This window comes from Mordavella massiliensis (assembly GCF_016901695.1).
In the GTDB taxonomy this organism is placed as follows: domain Bacteria; phylum Bacillota; class Clostridia; order Lachnospirales; family Lachnospiraceae; genus Claveliimonas; species Claveliimonas massiliensis_A.
Genome location: NZ_JACJKS010000005.1, coordinates 107,800 through 126,916 on the forward strand (window position 1 = coordinate 107,800; position 19,117 = coordinate 126,916).

The following is a 19,117-nucleotide window of genomic DNA, read 5'->3' on the forward strand; positions in this document are numbered from 1 at the left end:
ATGAAAGAGAACAGACAGCGGAGGCGGGACATCGAGATCCCGTCCAGGGAAGCGGTCGCGGAGGAGAAAAAGAGACTCCGGCACAGGAACCGTTTCCGCAGGAGCCTTTTCAATACGATCGGATTTCTCATCGTGGTGGCGGCGGTATCTGTACTGATATCCGCCAGGTTCCTCCCGGTGGTGCAGGTGTTGGGCAGCAGCATGGAGCCGACCCTGAGGGACGGCGAGATCCTGATCCTTCAGAAGACGGACGATTTTGAGACGGGCGATCTGATCGCCTTCTATTACCAGAGCAGGATCCTCCTGAAACGGGTCATCGGAACCGCAGGAGATTACATAGATATAGATGCACAGGGAAATGTATCAGTGAACGGGATACGGCTCGACGAACCCTACGTCACGGAGAGATCCCTGGAGGAATGCGACATCCGCCTTCCCTACCAGGTGCCGGACGGGCGGGTCTTCGTGATGGGGGATCACCGTTCCGTATCAATAGACAGCCGCACCAGGGAGGTGGGCTGCGTAGCCCAGGAACAGATGGTCGGGAAGGTGGCCTTCAGGATATGGCCCCTGTCCCGGGCGGGATTTCCAGAATAGAAATGAGGCAAGGTTATGCGGGAAGATGTGAAAAGTATTATAAGGAGAGCGGACAAAAGAAGGAAGAGGCGCAGGAAGATCTATGCAGGTCTTGCGCTTTTAGCTGTTCTGGTTGCCGGATTCGTGTCCTGGAAGCTGATCCTGCCGGGCATCGCCCTTGGCGGCGACGCCTACTGCGGCAGGGAAGAGCATACTCACAGCGGGGCCTGCTATGAGGAGGTCCTGATCTGCGGGCAGGAGGAGAGCGCAGGTCACACCCACACGGAGGCCTGCTACACGGAAGAGCGGCATCTGACCTGCGCACAGGAGGAGAGCGCAGGGCATACCCATACGGAGGCCTGCTATGATGAGGCGGGCAATCTCATCTGCGCTCAGGAAGAGAGCGCGGGCCACACCCACACAGAGGCCTGCTACACGACAGAGCAGCGCCTGACCTGCGGGCAGGAGGAGAGAGCGGGCCACACCCACACAGACGCCTGCTATCAGAAGCAGATGACCTGCGGCATGGAGGAGCACACCCACACCCTGGCCTGTCACTCCAATCCAAACGCGGTGGAGAGTCAGGAGGAGTGGACAGCAGCCTTCAAAGACTACCAGCTGACCGGCGAATGGGGCAAAGACGCAGCCTACATCGCAAAGACTCAGGTTGGGTATACGGAAAGCGAGAGCAACTATACTGTCAATGAGGATGAGACGACAAATGGCTACACACGCTACGGCGCATGGAACAACGATCCCTACGGCGACTGGGATCTGGACTTTGCAGCCTTTGTTCTCAGCTATGCGGGCGTGCCGGATGAGCAGTTTCCCATTAATGCCAACGGCCTGAATGAGTGGACGACCCAGATCCAAAACGCGGGCTACTATGTGGCTCCCGATGGAGCAGCGCCCGAGAGCGGCGACCTGGTGGTCCTGGAAAAAGACGGGCAGGACCGGGCGCAGCAGATGGGCATCGTCAGCGAGGTCAGGACAGATAAAGACGGCAATGTGACCGAGGTCAAGGTCATCGAAGGAAACTGTGATGACGCGGTAAAGGAAAACACCTATAACGCAGATGATAAACACATCGTGGCATACGGACTGGTAAGCAAAGCTTATGAAGCGTATAGCCAGACGGGAGAAAAGGAGTCTGCGAAAGATAATACAGAAGCTCCGGAAGAAGACGGGGCAGGAGAATCAGATGGAGAGCAGACACAGCCGGCGGGAAAGCAGGCGGTGAACCTGTGGGAGAGCAAAGATGCTGGAAACACAGGCGGAGATGTTTCTCAGCGGATCACGGTAGACATTACCCCGAAACCGGGCAGTGCAACAGAAGCGAAGACAGGGCAGGAGTTGGGAGTCTCTGTTATTGCTACTTATTCAGGAGCCAACTGGGCAGGCAAGGCAGAGATCTGGATCAGGCTTGGAGAGATGCCGGAAGGGATGAGCCTGGCAGGATTTGTTGACAATAAGCATACGGTTGCGATTGATGGTAATCATTCTACTGTATTGGAACTTCGGGAAGAAAAAGGGATCAGTTATATAGTGTTTGATATTCCGGAACAGGGCGATACCGTGACATTTAATCTGGATTTTATCACAGAAAACGGGATTATGCCGGAGAAGACAACTCTTGCAGTAGAAATAGACACAGAAAAAACGAGGATCGCTGAGGATGCCTGGAAGGACGGACTGGATCACGCTTCCGAGCCAGTTGAACTGACCTGGACGGCTGATTTTGACTGGAATGATGTAATTAAGGAAGTAAACGGAGAAGAATCCAATACGATTAAATATTATGAAGACGTAAATCAGTTGTCTGGAACCTTGATATACACCATATCTGCAATAGGAAATAATCACGATACATACGGAGCGATCTGGACAGATCACATTGAACTTACAGATACGATCAGGCTGACCGGGAGCAAGATGTGGTTTCCGAAAGACGCAGAAATTATCTTGAATCAAAGGAAAATTGTTGTAAAGACTGCAGATGGGGACGAGGAAAATATTGCGTATTTTGTCAATGATTATACAGGAAACCAGAAGTTTGAAGTGAAAGATATGCAATGGGTTGTAGAGAATGGTAAGAGAGTTGGAATAACTTACACGATCGAGATTGACAACCAGAACTGGAACAGTTCGGATCGTGACCGGGAGCAGTCGAACCTGGATCTGGATCTGCGGGTGAACGCAAAGTATCTGGAACTGTCAGAAGACTTTGGAAATACTTTTTCAAATGAAAATGACCGTATTACAAATGAAGTAACCTTTAAAGCGGTTCCCTGTGTAAAAGGCGTGAATCCTGAGGAGAGTAAAGACAGCGTATTTACCACTCTTGAGAAAACGGAAGAAGAGGGAAGGTTAACAAAGACTGTTGCAGGAAAAGATGGAGAAAAGCCGGAACAGGTTGAAGAAGGAGACACGCTGACTTATACGATTTCCTTTGAGAATACCGGCCATACGGCAATTGCTTTAAGGGATGAAAACGGTCAGGCATATAAGGTTACAGATACGCTTCCGGTATATCTGACTCTGACAAAAGAGCAGGAAGAGAACCTGCCAGTGGGCGCTGAAGCAAAACTAGATAAGGAAACAGGACGCTGGACCATCACCTGGGATCCCACAAAGACAGAGGATAAAGAGACATTAGAAACAGGAGAGACATTTACTTTTGATTTTGAGGTCATGGTGAAATCAGGCAGCGGAGAGCAGCTGAATAATAATTCTGCTATTACGAATATGGCTTCTTACAAGGGATTTACCGGCCGGACTACGGTTTACTTCGGAGAAGGAAAGATCAAAGTAGAAAAGACCAGTGATAAAAACAGGGTAGCGAATGGAGGCAACGTAACATATACGATCACAATATCCAATACGGGCGGAGCCGATATAAAGGATCCTCAGACATTTACAGATACGCTGCCCAAGGGCCTGACATTTGTGTCATCTCAAATTGGAGAGCAATCGGTTACTGCTAGTGGAACTTATACAATTACTTCAGGCTCAGGCCAGCCGTATGGACTGAATTTTAATCGCAATGATCAGGAGCTTACCTGGACGCTGAATTCGTTAAATAAAGGGGATTCCGTATCATTTTCTTATACCTGTACGGTCAATACGGATGAAATGGAAGGAACAACAGGGTTGACCAATACCATAGAGCATGACGGAGACGGCGGAGATGACCAGGTTACCATTGGAGTGGATTATCCGCTGGAGCTGGAAAAAATCGTACAGCAGGATTCTTCAAAAGTGTATGAAAGCGGATCCGAATTTGACTATACGATCACATTGAAAAACGATCCGGAGCATCCCAGCCAGCAGGAGTCATTTGACCTGGTGGATACGCTTCCGGAAGGTATGATACCCATCGACTGCACGCTGCAGAGAATAGAAAATGATAGTACCCAGAATGTATCCTGGGAGGATTTTGCCAAAGATACCTACCAGATGGGAAACGCCGAGAACGTATCCTACTCGACGCAAATTAATGGAGATCAGGTTTCTGTGAGCAAAACGGGAAATCAGATTGTTCTGACCTGGCATATTGATGGAAAGATTGAGAAATCCGTTTCGAAAAATTACAGGGTTAAACTGATCCTGTCCGAGGAGCAGCAGGACGGTGAGGTCTATGATTTCAGAAATGTAGTGACCATGGACGATCTGGAAGCGTCTGTGACAGTATACGGCGGCGAGGGATGTACGCTGGAGATCAACAAGAATATTTACTTTGCCGATCCTGACTATCAAAATGGCGCAGATACGGGATTTATCGGAGATATAGATGGAAAAGGACTGGACAGTCAGAATGCCATAGATACGGCGAAGGCCCTGAGCTTTGAGATAACCGGTATAGACGAAGAGGGGCAGCCAATTACATTCGGAAACGGGGAAAAAACGCTCATCGTGAAATATGCGGATACCGGTTGTGCGAACCAAGAGAATTATTTTTTCCCAATTGGAACGACACTGGAGCCAGGCACCTATACGATCAAAGAAGTTTTCCCAGATATGACTGATACCGGGTATGAGTTGTATTCCGCAGAGTATGTGTTAAAAGGAGATGTGGTTTTAAGAGAATATCCCTCAGATGGCGTTACGGTGACAATTGAAAACGGGCAGGCAAAAAGCGTAATCTTGAACAACACCTATGGGCCGGAAGGGGAAGCTTCCATAGATATACAGAAGAGTGTCTTTGGTATTGCGGAGAAAAATGGAGACACAATAACTCCTCTGAGCAGTAAGGATGAGATCTCCGCCGAACCTGGAACCGGTGAGTATCTTATTTCTTATAACATTTCTGTGATCAATACCGGAAAACAGGACGTTATCATAGAAGAAATCATAGATACTCTGCCGGAAGGCATGGAATACGTGGGAATGGCAAGCAAGGCCAGTGCTATGTTTGACGGCGAAGAAGATACATTGAGTTTGTTTAGTGATTCATTAAACTTGTTAAATACAACCATTCAACGCGGAGGAGGAACCATCGATAAGATAGGAAATGCGACGGGTAAACTCACTTTTAAGACAACAGGATACTCATATGAGGAATCGGTAAAAAATAAATACATGATATTGGCTCACGAGGGAGATAAAGACAGTATCCTCAGCTTCCTAATGATTTGTTCCATCGATGCTGATAAATTGGAAGAAAATGTTGCGTTGACGAATACGGTTTCCGTAGCGGCCAGAGGCAGAAATGGGGAACGGGTCTATTACAGAGATGCCGAGGACATCAGCAGCAGGAATACGCCATATGACGCCATTCAGAATATTGGTTCTTCCGAGGACATGGGAACAGAAGAGAAGGGCGGCTATGAATACCGTGTTGTATCCTCATCCGTATCTGTCATGCCGACCAAACAACTGGTGCCAGGTATTAAAAAGGAGGCAGTTGCATACCGCAAAGTTGGAAGCCATGAAGACTTTAAAGAAATAGGGGATGATGGGATCATTGATACGTCCAATGCCGTTATTAAATGGAAAATCACCATATATAATGATGGTACTTTGGATATGAAAGATTATACCATCGAAGATACCATGACATCACCTTTTACATTACTTACAAAATCGAATAAAGAGGAGATCAATAATCCATATTTACTCGAAGTATTTGAATTTGTCGGAGGTCAGGGAAATCAGGACGGATATTATAAGTCAAAAACAGGTTATCCAATGGCATTATCTGAGTCCTGGATCGAAGAGATTTCGAGCGATAAGAACCAAAATACTTATCAGATCTCTATTCCAGACAGTAACGATAATTACACCATCGAACCAGGAGAATATGCAGAGCTGACGCTGTATACCTACTGTGCGGAGACGAATTATAAAACCTATATGAATACAGCTACCATTTTACCGAACCTTAAAGATGCTGCAGGAAACCCCATAGAACTTAATGCTCTCAAGGTAAAGGATGGACGCGGTGAAGTAGTATATGATGAAGACGGGACGCCCGTTGGGGTGAAAGCCTCGGATAATGTGTATGCAATGGGCGCCTATGGATCCAGAGCCTGGAAGGAAGTGGAAGAAAAAGGAAACCCGGATAATCACGGAGAGGGATCAACAGCTGGAGGTTCTGCGAATTATATTCAGGTTAGCGCGGCAGATGATGTGATTTACAGAAACAATATTCAAAACATCAGCCAGACATCATTCAAAGACATGGTGATTATCGACAGGCTGCCGGATGTAAACGATATCGGTGTTGTCAATACCATGGACCAGAGAGGAAGTCAGTTTAAAGTAAGCTGGGCGGAAGGACTTGAATTGTATAAGACTGACAGCGATGGAAACAGAACCAGACTGAACGCAGGAGAGTATACCATAGAGTTTTCCGCTCATCCGATAAACCAGGCATTTAGCGAAAGCGATTTTGAAGGGGCAAATGCAGACAACTGGCATAATACCTGGCAGGATGGCGATACCTCTTTCCGGATTGTAATGGACTCCAACTTTAAGTTAAATCAACAAGAAACACTGATCATACAATACGGTGGAAAAATTGCGGATGATGCGGGCTCACTGGAGATAGCCTGGAACAGTTTTGGATATCGCTATACAGGAACAGATGCAGGAGCTCCAACACTGACGGCAGAACCGCCGAAAGTAGGGGTTATGATGGAAGAAACCTATGAGCTTCCCGGAACGGGAGGATTCGGACCTGCTGGTTACCTTGCAGGAGGCGCAATTTTGACTGCGGCGTCCTGTTTGACAGGCGGATACCGGATGAGACGCAGAAGGGAAAGGAGGAGAAGATAAGGAAGTCTCTTTCTCGGCAGCCTTTTGTGCCGAAGCCGGACCGCGATAGATAAAAGAAACATATAAAAAATATAAGGGAAAAGGAGATTAACATGAAGAAGATCAAACGAGTTTTAGCATTCATGACAGCCATGGTCATGATGCTGGCAATGGGAATGACCGTGTCAGCGGCAGACCCCTGCTCCATTACGATCACAAATACGAGTGCGGGGAATATTTATGCAGTGTATCAGATTTTTACAGGTACATTGTCAAACGATAAAACCACCTTATCCAATATTAAATGGGGCAATGGCGTAAGTGAAGAATTTAAAAAAGATAAAGGGAATGCGGCTGAATATGCGGCAACAATAACATCAGACAATGCGCAGAAAATGGCAGATGAGATCGGTGCTGGTTTAGCGGAAACTGCAACAGCGACTGCAACAGTTTCTGATAGCCAGACTTCAGTGACAATTTCTGATCTGGCGCCCGGATACTATTTTATCAAGAATACTTCTGCACCAGAAGGAGCCGGTTATACAGATTTTATTTTAAAGATTGCAGATGATACCGAGGTACAGGCAAAGGCAGCGCAGACAACATTTGATAAGCAGGTATATGACGATCAGGACTCTTCCAATGACGCTGGCTGGGGCGAGACTGCGGATCATGCCATCGGTGATGAGGTTCAGTTCAGATTGACCGCTACACTGCCTTCTGCAGAGAACTATAATCTTTATAAAGATTATTATCTGAAATTTAACGATACAATGTCTTCCGGCCTGGAATATAAAACGGGCACAATGAAAATATATTATGGAAATGCTGACACCGCAGGAACGACCATTGATCCAGACTGGAGTGATAGTGAAGGTGGAAAGAGTTTCTCACATACAACAGAGGAGCTTAAAAACAGCAAAAATCTGAAGGCTGGCGACACTGTAACAATCGAATATACGGCAATCGTTACAAAGGATGCGGTCGTTGGCGAGCCGGGTAATCCTAACGCAGCCTATGTTGAGTTTTCAAGAAATCCGAATACAACAGGTACTGGTGAGATGACAACGACTCAGGAGGATACTGTATGGGTATTTACCTATGAACTGGATACCCTCAAGTATACTCTTGGAGAAGAAAATGCCAAAACCCCGTTGAAAGACGTAGAGTTCAGACTTTATTCAGATGAGAACGCAGAACAGGAAATCAAACTGGTTGAAAAGACAATTGACGGGAGAAAATATTATGTTCCCGCTAATGAGGATGAGACTGGTGTTGTGATGAAATCAGACGAGGAAGGATATTTTAGGATTCGCGGACTTGACGACGGTACATATTATCTGAAAGAGACAAAGGCGCTGGACGGCTATAATGACGTTCCGGTTATCAAGATTGAAATTAAGGCAAAGCATGAAGAAACCGCAGATGGGAATGGGAATATAGCAGCATTATCGATCGCTCTGAATGATGGAAGTGATGTATCAAGTTCCAGCCCAGATAGAGGTATCGTTTCTCATGAAATAGAAAACAAGAAGGGTACCATCCTTCCTGAGACCGGCGGCATCGGTACAAAGATTTTCTACACAGTAGGTGCGATCCTGATGATCGGCGCGGCCGTGATCCTTATCAGCAGGAAGCGTTCTGAGAGATAAGACAGTTCAGACAGCCTGGGCATTCCGGGAGAGGGGGCTGCCCCCTCCCGGAAGCCTTATGGTTTTTACAGCATTAGGGAGAGAGTTATGAAGAAAGACAGGATGAACCTCATACTGGTACTTGTGTTTATCATAGGGCTCTCCGTGATGCTGTACCCCATCGTAAGCGATTACTGGAACTCCAGGACCCAGTCCCGTGCGGTGGCCTCCTACAATGAGACGGTGGAGAGCATGGACTACGAGGAGAGGGACCGGATGCTGGAGGAGGCGGAGGCGTACAATGCGAAGCTGCTCGGCGTCGAGATGCCCTTTGTCAATTATGATCAGATCGATGGGTACGAGGAGCTGCTGGACGTGTCCGGCACAGGCATCATGGGATATGTGACCATTCCGAAGATAGACGTGGAGCTTCCCGTCTACCACGGCACGGACGACGCGGTCCTCCAGGTGGCGGCAGGCCATCTGAAGGGATCCAGCCTTCCCACCGGCGGCGCCGGCACCCACTGCGTGCTGTCCGCCCACCGGGGACTTCCCTCCGCCAGCCTCTTTACCGATCTGGATGAGATGGAGGAGGGGGATACCTTTACCGTCACCGTGCTGGGCCGGTCCATGACCTACCAGGTGGATCAGATCCGCATCGTGGAGCCCCGGGAAGTGGAGGAACTCTCCATCGATCCGGCCAGGGATTACGTGACGCTTATGACCTGCACGCCCTACGGGATCAACTCCCACCGGCTGCTGGTGCGGGGCGTGCGCACGGCGGACGCGGACGCCGGGGACTACGTGCCGGCGGACGCCCATCAGGTCAATACGATCCTGGTGGCCATCGCCCTCGCCATCCTTCTGCTGCTTCTGACGCTGGCGGCGATGCTCATAAGACGGCTGCTCTTCGGGCGGCCGGCGGGAGGAGGTCTGACAGATGAAGACTAAGCGCAGGAAGGGCAGGCTGACCACGGTGATCCTGGTGCTCATCTTCCTTGCCGGGGCGGGGATCTTTGCCTACCCAACCCTCTCGGAGCAGTGGAACAGGCTGCACCAGAGCCGGGCCATCGCGTCCTACCAGGAGGCGGTGGAAGACTTAAGCGAGGAGGAGTACGAGCGGGCCTGGCAGGAGGCGGAAGCCTACAACGACACGATCAAAGAGAATACGTTCAGCCACGACGCTTTTGACCAGGAGGAGGAGAACCTGCGGGAGACCCCATACTGGGCGGTCCTGAACCTGGGGGAGAACGGCATCATGGGATACATCTCCCTGCCGGAGATCGGCCAGCGGCTCCCCATTTACCACGGCACCTCAGACCCGGTGCTGCAGGTGGGGACAGGACACATCTACGGGACCAACCTCCCCATCGGCGGCGAGGGGAATCACAGTGTGATCGCGGGCCACAGGGGCCTTCCCAGCGCCCGGCTGTTTACGGACGCGGATCAGTTGGAAGAGGGAGATAAGTTTTACATCCATGTGCTGGACGAGGTGCTGGCCTACGAGGTGGACCAGATCGCAGACATGGTGGATAAGGATGATACAGAGAAGCTGACGGGTCTCATGCAGCAGACCGAAGGCGAAGACTATGTGACATTATTTACCTGCACGCCCTACGGGGTGAACAGCCACCGTCTCCTTGTGCGGGGACACCGGGTGGCCTACCACGGGGAGGACGAAGGGAGCGGCGAGACGGGCATGCTGAAGTCCCTGCAGGATTATTCGATGCTGTACGCGCTGCTGGCCGCCGCAGTCCTTGTGCTGCTGGCCTCGGCAGTGGGCCTGATACGGAGCAGGAAGAGGAAAAAGACCGGGAGATCCAGGAGGGAAGAAGATGGAAAAGACAAGATGGAATAAAAAATATCTGGCAGGGTTCCTGGCGGCGCTGGCGGTGGCCGTGCCTGCGGCGGGGATCACGTTCGGATCCGCGGTGATGGAAAGCTTCGCCGTCCAGCAGGTGGACACAGGGCGGAGCTGCTCCCTGACCCTTGGCGTCGGGGCGGAGAGCGTGTACGCCCAGGAGCTGGCGGCAGTCTCCTGGGACGCATATGTGTACCGCATCGCCTCCATGGATGTAAAGGGGGCCTGCACGGCGCAGGAAGGCTTTGAGGCCGTGACGGAGAAGATCAACGGGGCGGAGGAGCTGACAGCCCAGGAGACAGAGGCGCTGGCCCTGGAGGCGGCGGCTGTCGTGGGCTGGCAGGCGGACGGCTCCTGGGAGGATGTGAAGGAGCCGGATGTGCAGATCCGTCTGGAGAACGGGACCGGGCGGGCAGACGGCCTTGCCACAGGCATTTACCTGGTGCTGCCAAAGGACGCGCTGACGCAGACCCACGCCTATCAGTTCCAGCCGTCTCTTATCACTATTCCGCGGCAACTGGAGAGCGGGGACTGGACCTACGATGTGACGGCGTCCCTGAAGCCGGAGCAAAAGCCCCGGTACGGGAGCCTCAGGATCCGCAAGACGCTGGACTCCTTCAATGAATCCCTGGGACCGGTGACCTTCGTCTTCCAGATCGAGGGTACGGATGAGAACGGCGAGACGGTTTACAGCAATGTGGCGGCCACCACTCACAGCAGCGCCGGCACGGTGGACGCGGTGGCGGAGCGGATCCCGGCGGGAACCCGCGTCACGGTGACAGAGGTCTACAGCGGCGCCAGCTACGAGCTTGTTTCCCAGGGGACGCAGGAAGGGCTGATCACGGCAGACCAGGAGCTTGGCATGACATTTACCAATACCTACGACGACGGTCTGGTGCCGGGCTACGGCGCGGTCAACCAGTTTGATTACGACGAGGACGCCGGATGGACGTGGAACCGTCTGGACGGCGGCGAGCAGGAGTAAGGAGGGCGCGGCATGAAACACGATTGGATCAGAAAGAAAACGACCTGGCTGGCGGCCGGAGCCCTGCTTCTTCTCGGGAGCGCCGGGGCCGGGCAGGCCATGGCTTACTTTACCACCTATGTGACGGCGGCGGGAGGCCACCCCGTCACGCTGGGATATGAGACGCAGATCGAGGAGGAAGTGGAGAACATGACGAAGCACATCGTCATCGCCAACACAGGCGAGAGCGACTGCTATGTGCGGGTGAAGGTCTTCAGCGGAATCCAGTTCCCCGTGTCCTTCAGCCAGGAGGGCGGATGGACCCTGGCGGACGACGGCTACTGGTACTATGATGAGATCCTCCCGGTGGGAGAGAAGACAAGCGTGCTGCTGGCGGCCATAGAGAACATCCCGGAAGAGTACAAGGAGACCTTCAACATCATCGTGGTGCAGGAGTGCACGCCCGTGCTGTACGGCGACGACGGCCAGCCGTACGCCGACTGGGACCGGGAGGCGGACACCACCACGGATATAGGAACAGCAGGCGGGGAGGAGTGACACGATGAGACGGAAGAACAGACGCGGAAGCGATAAAGTGAATTACATCCTGCTCGCGGCGGCGGTGCTCCTTCTTGGGGCCAGCGGAGTTGGAAGCGCCCGGGCGGCGCTGACCTACTTCAGTGAGAACTACACGGCCCAGGTGGAGATGTACGACATCGGCGTGACGCTGACGGAGACGTCGGCCGCCGGGACAAAGGACATCAGCAGCCGCGACTATACAGGCAGCGGCGACGTCTGGGAGGAATCCCGGGGCGCGCTTCTTGCGGATATGCTGGACGAGACGGACGGGAGGCTGCTCCCGGGCCGGAAGTACACGGAAGAGCTGGCGGTGCGCAACAGCGGCAATATCGACGAGTATGTGCGGGTGCGCCTCTACAGATACTGGACGAAAGAGGACGGAAGCCGGGAGCAGGAGCTGGCGCCGGCCCTCATCGACCTGAACCTGACGGACAGCGGATGGATCGTGGACGAGGAGGCCTCCACGGAGGAGCGCACCGTGCTCTACTGGCCGCAGGTCCTGCCGGTGGGCGCGGCCACACCGGCCTTTACGGACACCCTGGCCATCGACAGCTCCATCACATCCAAGGTGACCACGGAGACGAAGACAGAGAACGGTGTGACGACTACGACGACTACATTTAACTACGACGGCGTGCAGTTTAACATCGAGGCGGAAGTGGACGCGGTGCAGACCCACAACGCGGCGGACGCCATCAAAAGCGCCTGGGGCGTAGATGTGAATGTGGGCGCGGACGGCTCGCTGAGCCTGGCCAGGTAGAGGGGAGGAAGCGGCATGAAAAAAAGAATGATGACAGCGGCGGCTGTGGCTTTTGCGGCCCTTGTGTCCGTGCCGGCCACCGCGCATGCGGAGACCTTCTCCGGCGGGGACAACTGGCGGGTCGTGTTCGACGGGGAGAACTTAGACAGTACGTTTACCAACGCCCAGATCGACGATACGATCTACCAGATGCAGCCGGGGGACACGGCGGATATCCGCCTGGAACTTCGCAACGACTACGCGGGCGACACCTGGTGGTACATGACAAACGAGGTGCTGCGGACCCTGGAGGACAGCCAGGACGTGGCGGAGGGCGGCGCCTACAGCTACACCCTCACCTACTACGGGCCGGACGGCGCTGCGGACGTCCTCTACAGCAGTGAGAACGTGGGCGGCGATACGGTAAATGAGAGCGGCGAGGGTCTGCACCAGGCCACCGACTCGCTGGAAGAGTATTTTTACCTGGATACCCTCTCTGAGGGAGAGTCCGGGGAGATCACCCTGCAGGTGCATCTGGAGGGCGAGACGCAGGGAAATGCGTACCAGGATACGCTGGCGCGGCTGCAGATGAATTTCGCGGTGGAGCCGGCGGATTCCGACACCCCGCCCGGCGGCAGGACGCCGGGGCCCGGGGCGCCCAGGACGGGCGATACGTCGGATGTATTGATCTGGACGCTGCTCACTCTGGCGCTTGGACTTTTTCTTCTGTGCTTCGCCGTGTACCGGATCCTGAGCGGAAGACGCTGTGAGGAGGAGGCTCCGGCGGGGGAGGGCGCTGTGAGACGCACCCGGGACAGACGCGGGAGCAGGAGAAAGGAGGACGGGAGCAGATGAAGATACGGAACATAGTAAGGAAAATGTTCGCGGCGGCCTGCGGGACCGCGCTCCTGTTTTCCATCGTCCCCGCCACCGCAAGGGCGGATGTGGGCGGCAATGACGCGAAGTACACCTACACGGTGACCCTTCTGGCCGGCGGGCAGGGCTCTTTCGCGGGCGCGTCCGGCGTGCAGGTGAGCGGCAGCGGGAGCGTGACCTACCAGGACGGCGGACAGATCCGCATCACGGGCCTCAACTACGGCGACCGGATCTCGCTCAGTCCCCAGTCCGGGATGGTATCCCTCCCCGAGGATTCGAAATACTATGTCCGCGGGATCCGCGAGAGCGGCCGGGACAATAACACAGTCGGCAATTCCTCTTTTATGGTGGATTCGGACAGGGAGTATGTGATCGCCTACGGCATCCGGGGCAATATGGTGTCCTACCGGGTGAACTACCAGGATCAGAACGGGAACACCCTTCTGGAGAGCCAGACCTTCTACGGCGCGGTGGGAGACCGGCCGGTGGTGGCGTTCCAGTATGTGGACGGCTACCAGCCCCAGGCTTACAATCTGACCGGCACTCTCTCCGGCAATGAGGCGGAGAACATCTTCACCTTCACCTACACGCCGGTGGAACAGCCGGCAGCCGGCGCAGGCACGGCGGCCGGAGGCACAGACACGTCCGGAGGCGGCGCCGGCGACACAGCGGCTGCCCCCGGCACAGCAGCAGGCGGCACCGGCGGTACGGCAGCTACGCCCGGCACGGCAGCGGGCGGCGCAGGAGATGCAGCCGCGCCTGACGCAGACGGCGGGACTGCCGCAGCAGATGCAGGCGCGGCGGACGAAGGCGGAGCCGCAGAGCCGGACGCCGGAGCAGAGGACGAGGCAGCGCAGCCCCGGGAACCGCAGGAGATCGTGGATATCGATGACGAGGAGACGCCCCTTGGCAATCTGGATCTGCCGGATGAGTCCGGTGAAGAGGCGGAGGAAGCCTCGCAGCGGCCGGCCGGCAATATGCCCCTGTTTATCGGCATCGCGGCGGCGGCCGTCCTGGCGCTGGGAGCGGGCGCGTTCCTGCTGATCCGGAGACGCAGATAAGATGGGCGGACGAAGAGACAGGCAGCAGACACGGGGCAGACGTCCGGGGGGAGCGGCGGCGCTCTTTCTGGATGTGACCGGATTACTCCTTGTGCTGGCGGTGATCCTGTGCTATGTGCCCCTCACCCTGCCGCGTCTGGCGGGGCTGCAGATCTTTGAGGTGGTCAGCGGGAGCATGGAGCCGGCGATCCCCACCGGCAGCATTGTGTATGTGGAGGAGACGGAGCCCTCCCAGGCGCAGGAGGGCGATGTGATCGCCTTTTACAGCGCGACAGGGTCCGGTGCGGTCATCACCCACCGGGTGGTGCAAAACCGGGTCGTTTCCGGCGAGCTGGTCACAAAGGGGGATGCCAACGAGAAGGAAGACGTCACCCCGGTTTCCTATGAATATTATCTGGGAAAGGTGGTCTTTACCCTGCCGGGGCCGCCGGGCCTGTTCGCGGCGGTGCTGACGCTCCCGGGCAGGATCACGGCGGCGGCGCTGGTGGTGCTGGCGGCGGCGCTCCACGGCGCGGCTGTGCGGATGAGAAGAGACTAGACGCAGCATATATGGAAAAGGGCAGGCGCGGCTCAGATCTGAGCCGCGCCTGCCCTTTTATGCCTGCAGTTTTCTTTTCAGCATCTCCGGGTTGGACGCGTAGGCCAGCGCTTCCTCCGGGGAGAGAAGGCCTCTGGCGCACATCTTCTGCAGACTCACGTCCATGGAGAACATGGCGTCGGAGGCAGAGGAGTAGATCAGCCCGTCGATCTGATGGATCTTGTTCTCGCGGATCATATTGCGCACGGCGGGCGTCACCGTCATCATCTCAAATGCGGGGAACAGACCGTCGCCGCCGCTGACGGGGATGAGCTGCTGGGAGACGACGGCCCGGAGAACGGAGGAAAGCTGGACGGCGATCTGCCGCTGCTGGTCCGGCGGGAAGACGTCGATGATCCGGTCAATGGTGTTGGCTGCGCCCTGCGTGTGCAGGGTGGAGAGGACCAGATGCCCGGTCTCCGCCGCCGTCATGGCGATGGAGATCGTCTCCAGATCGCGCATCTCGCCAAGGAGGATCACGTCGGGGCTCTGCCGCAGGGAAGCGCGCAGGGCGGATACATAGCTCCTGGTGTCGGAACTGATCTCCCGCTGGCTCACGATGCTCTTCTTGTGCCGGTGGAGGAATTCCAGCGGGTCTTCCAGCGTGATGATATGTTTTTCATAGGCGCGGTTGATGGCGTCGATGATGCAGGCCAGGGTCGTGGACTTGCCGCTTCCTGCAGGGCCTGTCACAAGCACAAGACCGTGGCTTAAATCCCCAAGTCCGGTCACCTGCTCCGGAATGCCAAGGGAGGCGGCGTCCGGCAGATCGAAGGAGATCACCCGGATCACAGCGGCCATGGATCCCCTCTGCATGTAGGCGCTGATGCGGAAGCGGGAGAGGCCTGGCACGGCGAAGGAGAAATCATCGTCGCCCCGCTTCAGGAAACGGCTGATATCCCGGCCCGCGGCCATCTGATAAATTTCCCGGATCAGCAGTTCTGTCTGGTCGGGCATGATCCACTCCTCATTCAGGGTCAGGATCTTGCCGTCTTTTTTATAGGAGAGGGGACGCCCGGCCACGATGAAGAGGTCTGAGGCGCCCAGATGTGCAGTCTCTGTCAGAAAATCAATTGCTTTCATGAGAAAAGTTCCTTTCTGTGATAGATAATCCGCTCCGGCCGGCCGGCTATTCCGGTTCGTACAGCGGCAGGGGGGTATCCGGATCCCACTCGTGGGCCACTTCTGTGTTCCAGGCAAGGATCCGGTAACGGCTGCCGTCCGGATACTTCTCGTAGGAGAGTTCCACCGCGACATGGAGCCGCTGTTCTTCCCCGCAGGGTACGTCGTAGGAAAGATGGGCGTCGTCTGTAAATGCGATGCCGTCTGCGCCTTCAAGCTGGCTGCGGACTGCCCGGTAAAAGGCGTCCGAGTCTGCGGCGTCCAGGTTGGAATCGATGCAGTGTACGACGGACAGCAGGATATCGCCGGCGGCATTCTCGGCCTCATTTAAGACGGTGATCCTGTCGGCCAGGCGACGGCTCTGGTCCAGATCGGACCGGGCGGTCATAAGGGAGAGCACGGCAAAGGTGATCAGGCACAGCATGACGAAGATGAGGACGACAGAGGCAATGCCGGTACTGCGGAAGGAGCGGGAGGATCTCTCGTTCATGGCTGCGCCTCCTCTCCGGCTGCGCCCGGCTGTGACGGAAAGCGGAGCGCAAGTTCATAGATGACGCTGCCGTCCCTGCCAGCGACCGTGATGGCGGCTTCCGTCAGGCCCTCCGTATCCCTGCTGCGGACGGTCATGGTGCAGTCTGCCTCCTTCGGGGCGCAGGGCTGCCGGTCCGCGTCAAAGCAGACGACGGCATCCGCGCCGGAGATCTCCGCTTCCGGGTAATAGTCCCCAAGAGAAGCCAGAGAACCACCTGTGCTCCGGAGCACGGAAGCCGCGCTTTGAGCCTGCCGGGAAGCGAAGGACAGATCCCGGGCGGCCTGGCTGGTCAGATGGGCGCGGGCGAAGACCTGGATGCAGACGGCGCTTCCAAGGGCAAAGAACAGGATCGCGATGATCAGCTCCAGAAGAAACAGGCCGGAGCGGGAATGACTGGTATGGTTCATGGCTGTATCGCCTCCTCCTCTGTCAGATGCCGGATGCCGGACCGGACATACACAAGATAAGCGGCCCGGTTCCCGGAAGCGTCCGTGGCGGACAGCAGAAGAAAGCCGCCCGGTTTTTCTTCTACTGAGAAATCAGTTACTGTCAGAACAGCATCCTTTTCCGAGACGGAGACGGACGTCCCCTCTTTTACCACAGCCTCGCAGAGCGCGTCTCCAAGCGGGTAGATGTACGTCTGATAGGAGCTCCCGGAAGTTTCGTCTGCCAGCACAAGAGCCGGCCTGCCGCCGATCTCTGTCAGGGCGATGCGTCCGCTGGCGTCGTGCTGCCGGATCTTCTCCGCCACATAGGCGAAAGCGGTCCCCGTGGAATACGTATCTTCCATATTTCCGGCGATGCGCTGGTATACGCCCGCGCCGGTCATCACAACGAGGAAGGCGCATATGGTGAAGATGCAGAACAGGGACAGGGGAAAGAGAAAACCGGCGCTGTGTCTGTGTCTCATGAGACGTCCCCCTTTCCGTCCCCGGACAGCGGGATCACCGTCACGTCCGGCATCAGGTTGGAGCCGACGGCCTCGTAGGAGATCACGTATTTTTCCCGGTCGTATGCGACATGATAATGCTCCTCCAGATAGGAGATGTCTTCCGGATAAAATCCCTCCAGCGCATAGCATTGTACCGCGCCGCGCAGGACGGCTCCCCGCAGGTTCCTGATCTCCTGCTCTGACGCCGACGCGGAGACGGAGGACAGGCCTGCCAGGAAGGCGGCGATGACTGCGCAAAAGAGCAGGATGGGAAGCAGCGGGCGGACAGAATGCAGTCTGCCGCGCTTTTTTTCAAAACGGTTCATGCTGATCTTACACCTCCGGATCAAAAATTTACATGACAGCATAAGTTATCCTATGCCGGTCATCACGCCCATAAGCGGAAGCATGACAGAAAGAAGGATCATGCCGACTGCTACGGAGAGAATGGCGACCAGCGTCGGCTCCAGTTTGGAGACGATACTGTCCAGACTCTCATCGATCTCATCTGCACACCGGTCGGCGATCTGCCGCATCACCTCGTCGGATGCGCCGGCCCTGGCTCCGATGGAAAGCATCCGGGCATAGATGGAGGGAAAGATCCCGGAAGCAGACACAGCGTCAGCAAAGCTCTCCCCGGAGGCGGCGGCCTGCCGGACCGCCTCGATCTGTCCGCGCACTTCCGGGTGGGCGATGAGCGGGGCTGTCAGTTCCAGGCTCTGCTCCACATTCAGACCGCTGGCAAGGCACAGGGACATGCCTGCGGCAAAACGGGAACCGGCGATCTTCCGGGAGAGCCGTCTGGTCAGGATAAAACGGTGGGAAAAGGCCAGAAGCCTGCTTCGCCCTGTCCGGGTAAAAAAAAGGCAGAAAAATACAAGGCAGACAGCCAGCACAAAAAGGAGGATGACCGCGCTGTAATTCCGAAGCGCGTAGGCGAATTCCAGAAGCGCGCCGGACACGCCGTCCATCTCTACGCCGAGCATGGAGAAGACCTGCTGGAAGACAGGCATGACTTTCACAAGCAGGATGACGATGACGGCGAGCATCATGCCGATCATGGCCAGGGGATAGGAGACGGCGCTGCGGATATTCCGGGAGAGGCGGTCCTCCCGCTCAAAATGTCGGGCCAGGGCTTCCATCACATCGTCCAGCCGGCCTGTCTCCTCCCCGATCCGGACCATGGCGCACATATAGGAGGGAAAGACTGCCGCGGCCTGCAGGGCGCCGGCAAGGCTGCCGGTCTGCTCCAGCTCCCGGGAGAGGGAGGAGAGGAGTTCTTTTCCCTCTTCCTGCGGCGTGTCCTCCGCCATCAGGTACAGCCCCTCCGCGGCGGATATGCCGGAGCGCAGCAGCAGGGCTGCCTGCCGGCAGAAGGAGATAAGTTCAGGGTTGGTTAATGCTTTCATGGGA

The 19,117-nt window shown here is 55.5% G+C and carries 17 protein-coding genes; 11 read left to right on the forward strand and 6 right to left on the reverse strand.

Going from position 1 to position 19,117, the window contains the following annotated elements:
* From lepB to H6A20_RS05165, 11 genes are all read left to right on the forward strand, one after another.
* Positions 1–597 (forward strand): signal peptidase I, encoded by a 597-nt coding sequence (gene lepB / locus H6A20_RS05115; RefSeq protein WP_204906070.1) that lies wholly within the window; start codon positions 1–3, stop codon positions 595–597.
* 15 nt (positions 598–612) lie between these two features.
* The gene (locus H6A20_RS05120) at positions 613–6,852 is read left to right on the forward strand and encodes an isopeptide-forming domain-containing fimbrial protein (protein WP_204906071.1); all 6,240 of its coding nucleotides are present in this window, start codon (positions 613–615) and stop codon (positions 6,850–6,852) included.
* A gap of 92 nt (positions 6,853–6,944) precedes the next feature.
* On the forward strand, positions 6,945–8,483 hold the full coding sequence (locus H6A20_RS05125) for an isopeptide-forming domain-containing fimbrial protein (RefSeq protein ID WP_204906072.1): 1,539 nt from the start codon (positions 6,945–6,947) through the stop codon (positions 8,481–8,483).
* Positions 8,484–8,570: 87 nt separating this feature from the next.
* Positions 8,571–9,413, forward strand: coding sequence for a class C sortase (locus H6A20_RS05130; protein ID WP_204906073.1), 843 nt, complete (start codon positions 8,571–8,573; stop codon positions 9,411–9,413).
* On the forward strand, positions 9,403–10,320 hold the full coding sequence (locus tag H6A20_RS05135) for a class C sortase (protein WP_204906074.1): 918 nt from the start codon (positions 9,403–9,405) through the stop codon (positions 10,318–10,320). Before H6A20_RS05130 ends, H6A20_RS05135 begins: the two co-directional genes overlap by 11 nt.
* Entirely contained in the window at positions 10,298–11,308 is a 1,011-nt protein-coding gene (locus H6A20_RS05140) for a DUF5979 domain-containing protein (protein ID WP_204906075.1), read from the forward strand. Before H6A20_RS05135 ends, H6A20_RS05140 begins: the two co-directional genes overlap by 23 nt.
* A gap of 12 nt (positions 11,309–11,320) precedes the next feature.
* Positions 11,321–11,845, forward strand: a complete 525-nt coding sequence (locus H6A20_RS05145; RefSeq protein WP_204906076.1) for a hypothetical protein — start codon at positions 11,321–11,323, stop codon at positions 11,843–11,845.
* 4 nt (positions 11,846–11,849) lie between these two features.
* Positions 11,850–12,626, forward strand: coding sequence for a hypothetical protein (locus H6A20_RS05150; protein WP_204906077.1), 777 nt, complete (start codon positions 11,850–11,852; stop codon positions 12,624–12,626).
* A 15-nt stretch (positions 12,627–12,641) separates the two neighbouring features.
* Positions 12,642–13,460 carry a hypothetical protein gene (locus tag H6A20_RS05155; protein WP_204906078.1) on the forward strand — a complete coding sequence of 273 codons (819 nt, stop codon included), beginning with the start codon at positions 12,642–12,644 and terminating at the stop codon, positions 13,458–13,460.
* Entirely contained in the window at positions 13,457–14,542 is a 1,086-nt protein-coding gene (locus H6A20_RS05160) for a MucBP domain-containing protein (RefSeq protein WP_243426134.1), read from the forward strand. Before H6A20_RS05155 ends, H6A20_RS05160 begins: the two co-directional genes overlap by 4 nt.
* A 1-nt stretch (position 14,543) precedes the next feature.
* On the forward strand, positions 14,544–15,080 hold the full coding sequence (locus tag H6A20_RS05165; RefSeq protein ID WP_204906079.1) for a signal peptidase I: 537 nt from the start codon (positions 14,544–14,546) through the stop codon (positions 15,078–15,080).
* A 57-nt stretch (positions 15,081–15,137) separates the two neighbouring features.
* Here H6A20_RS05165 and H6A20_RS05170 read toward each other — a convergent pair whose 3' ends face one another.
* Genes H6A20_RS05170 through H6A20_RS05195 form a run of 6 tightly spaced genes read right to left on the reverse strand, consistent with a single transcriptional unit; the run spans position 15,138 to position 19,113 of the window.
* Entirely contained in the window at positions 15,138–16,202 is a 1,065-nt protein-coding gene (locus tag H6A20_RS05170; protein ID WP_204906080.1) for a type IV pilus twitching motility protein PilT, read from the reverse strand.
* A 46-nt stretch (positions 16,203–16,248) separates the two neighbouring features.
* Positions 16,249–16,731: a hypothetical protein gene (locus H6A20_RS05175; protein WP_204906081.1), complete on the reverse strand. Its 483-nt coding sequence runs from the start codon at positions 16,729–16,731 to the stop codon at positions 16,249–16,251.
* The gene (locus H6A20_RS05180) at positions 16,728–17,180 is read right to left on the reverse strand and encodes a type IV pilus modification PilV family protein (protein WP_204906082.1); all 453 of its coding nucleotides are present in this window, start codon (positions 17,178–17,180) and stop codon (positions 16,728–16,730) included. The genes H6A20_RS05175 and H6A20_RS05180 overlap by 4 nt, the downstream gene beginning before the upstream one ends.
* A complete protein-coding gene (locus H6A20_RS05185) occupies positions 17,177–17,683 on the reverse strand; it encodes a DUF4860 domain-containing protein (protein WP_204906083.1) in 507 nt (168 codons plus the stop codon). Before H6A20_RS05185 ends, H6A20_RS05180 begins: the two co-directional genes overlap by 4 nt.
* On the reverse strand, positions 17,680–18,030 hold the full coding sequence (locus H6A20_RS05190) for a hypothetical protein (protein WP_204906084.1): 351 nt from the start codon (positions 18,028–18,030) through the stop codon (positions 17,680–17,682). The genes H6A20_RS05185 and H6A20_RS05190 overlap by 4 nt, the downstream gene beginning before the upstream one ends.
* 45 nt (positions 18,031–18,075) lie before the next feature.
* Positions 18,076–19,113: a type II secretion system F family protein gene (locus tag H6A20_RS05195; protein WP_204906085.1), complete on the reverse strand. Its 1,038-nt coding sequence runs from the start codon at positions 19,111–19,113 to the stop codon at positions 18,076–18,078.
* Between the last annotated feature and the right edge of the window lie 4 nt (positions 19,114–19,117).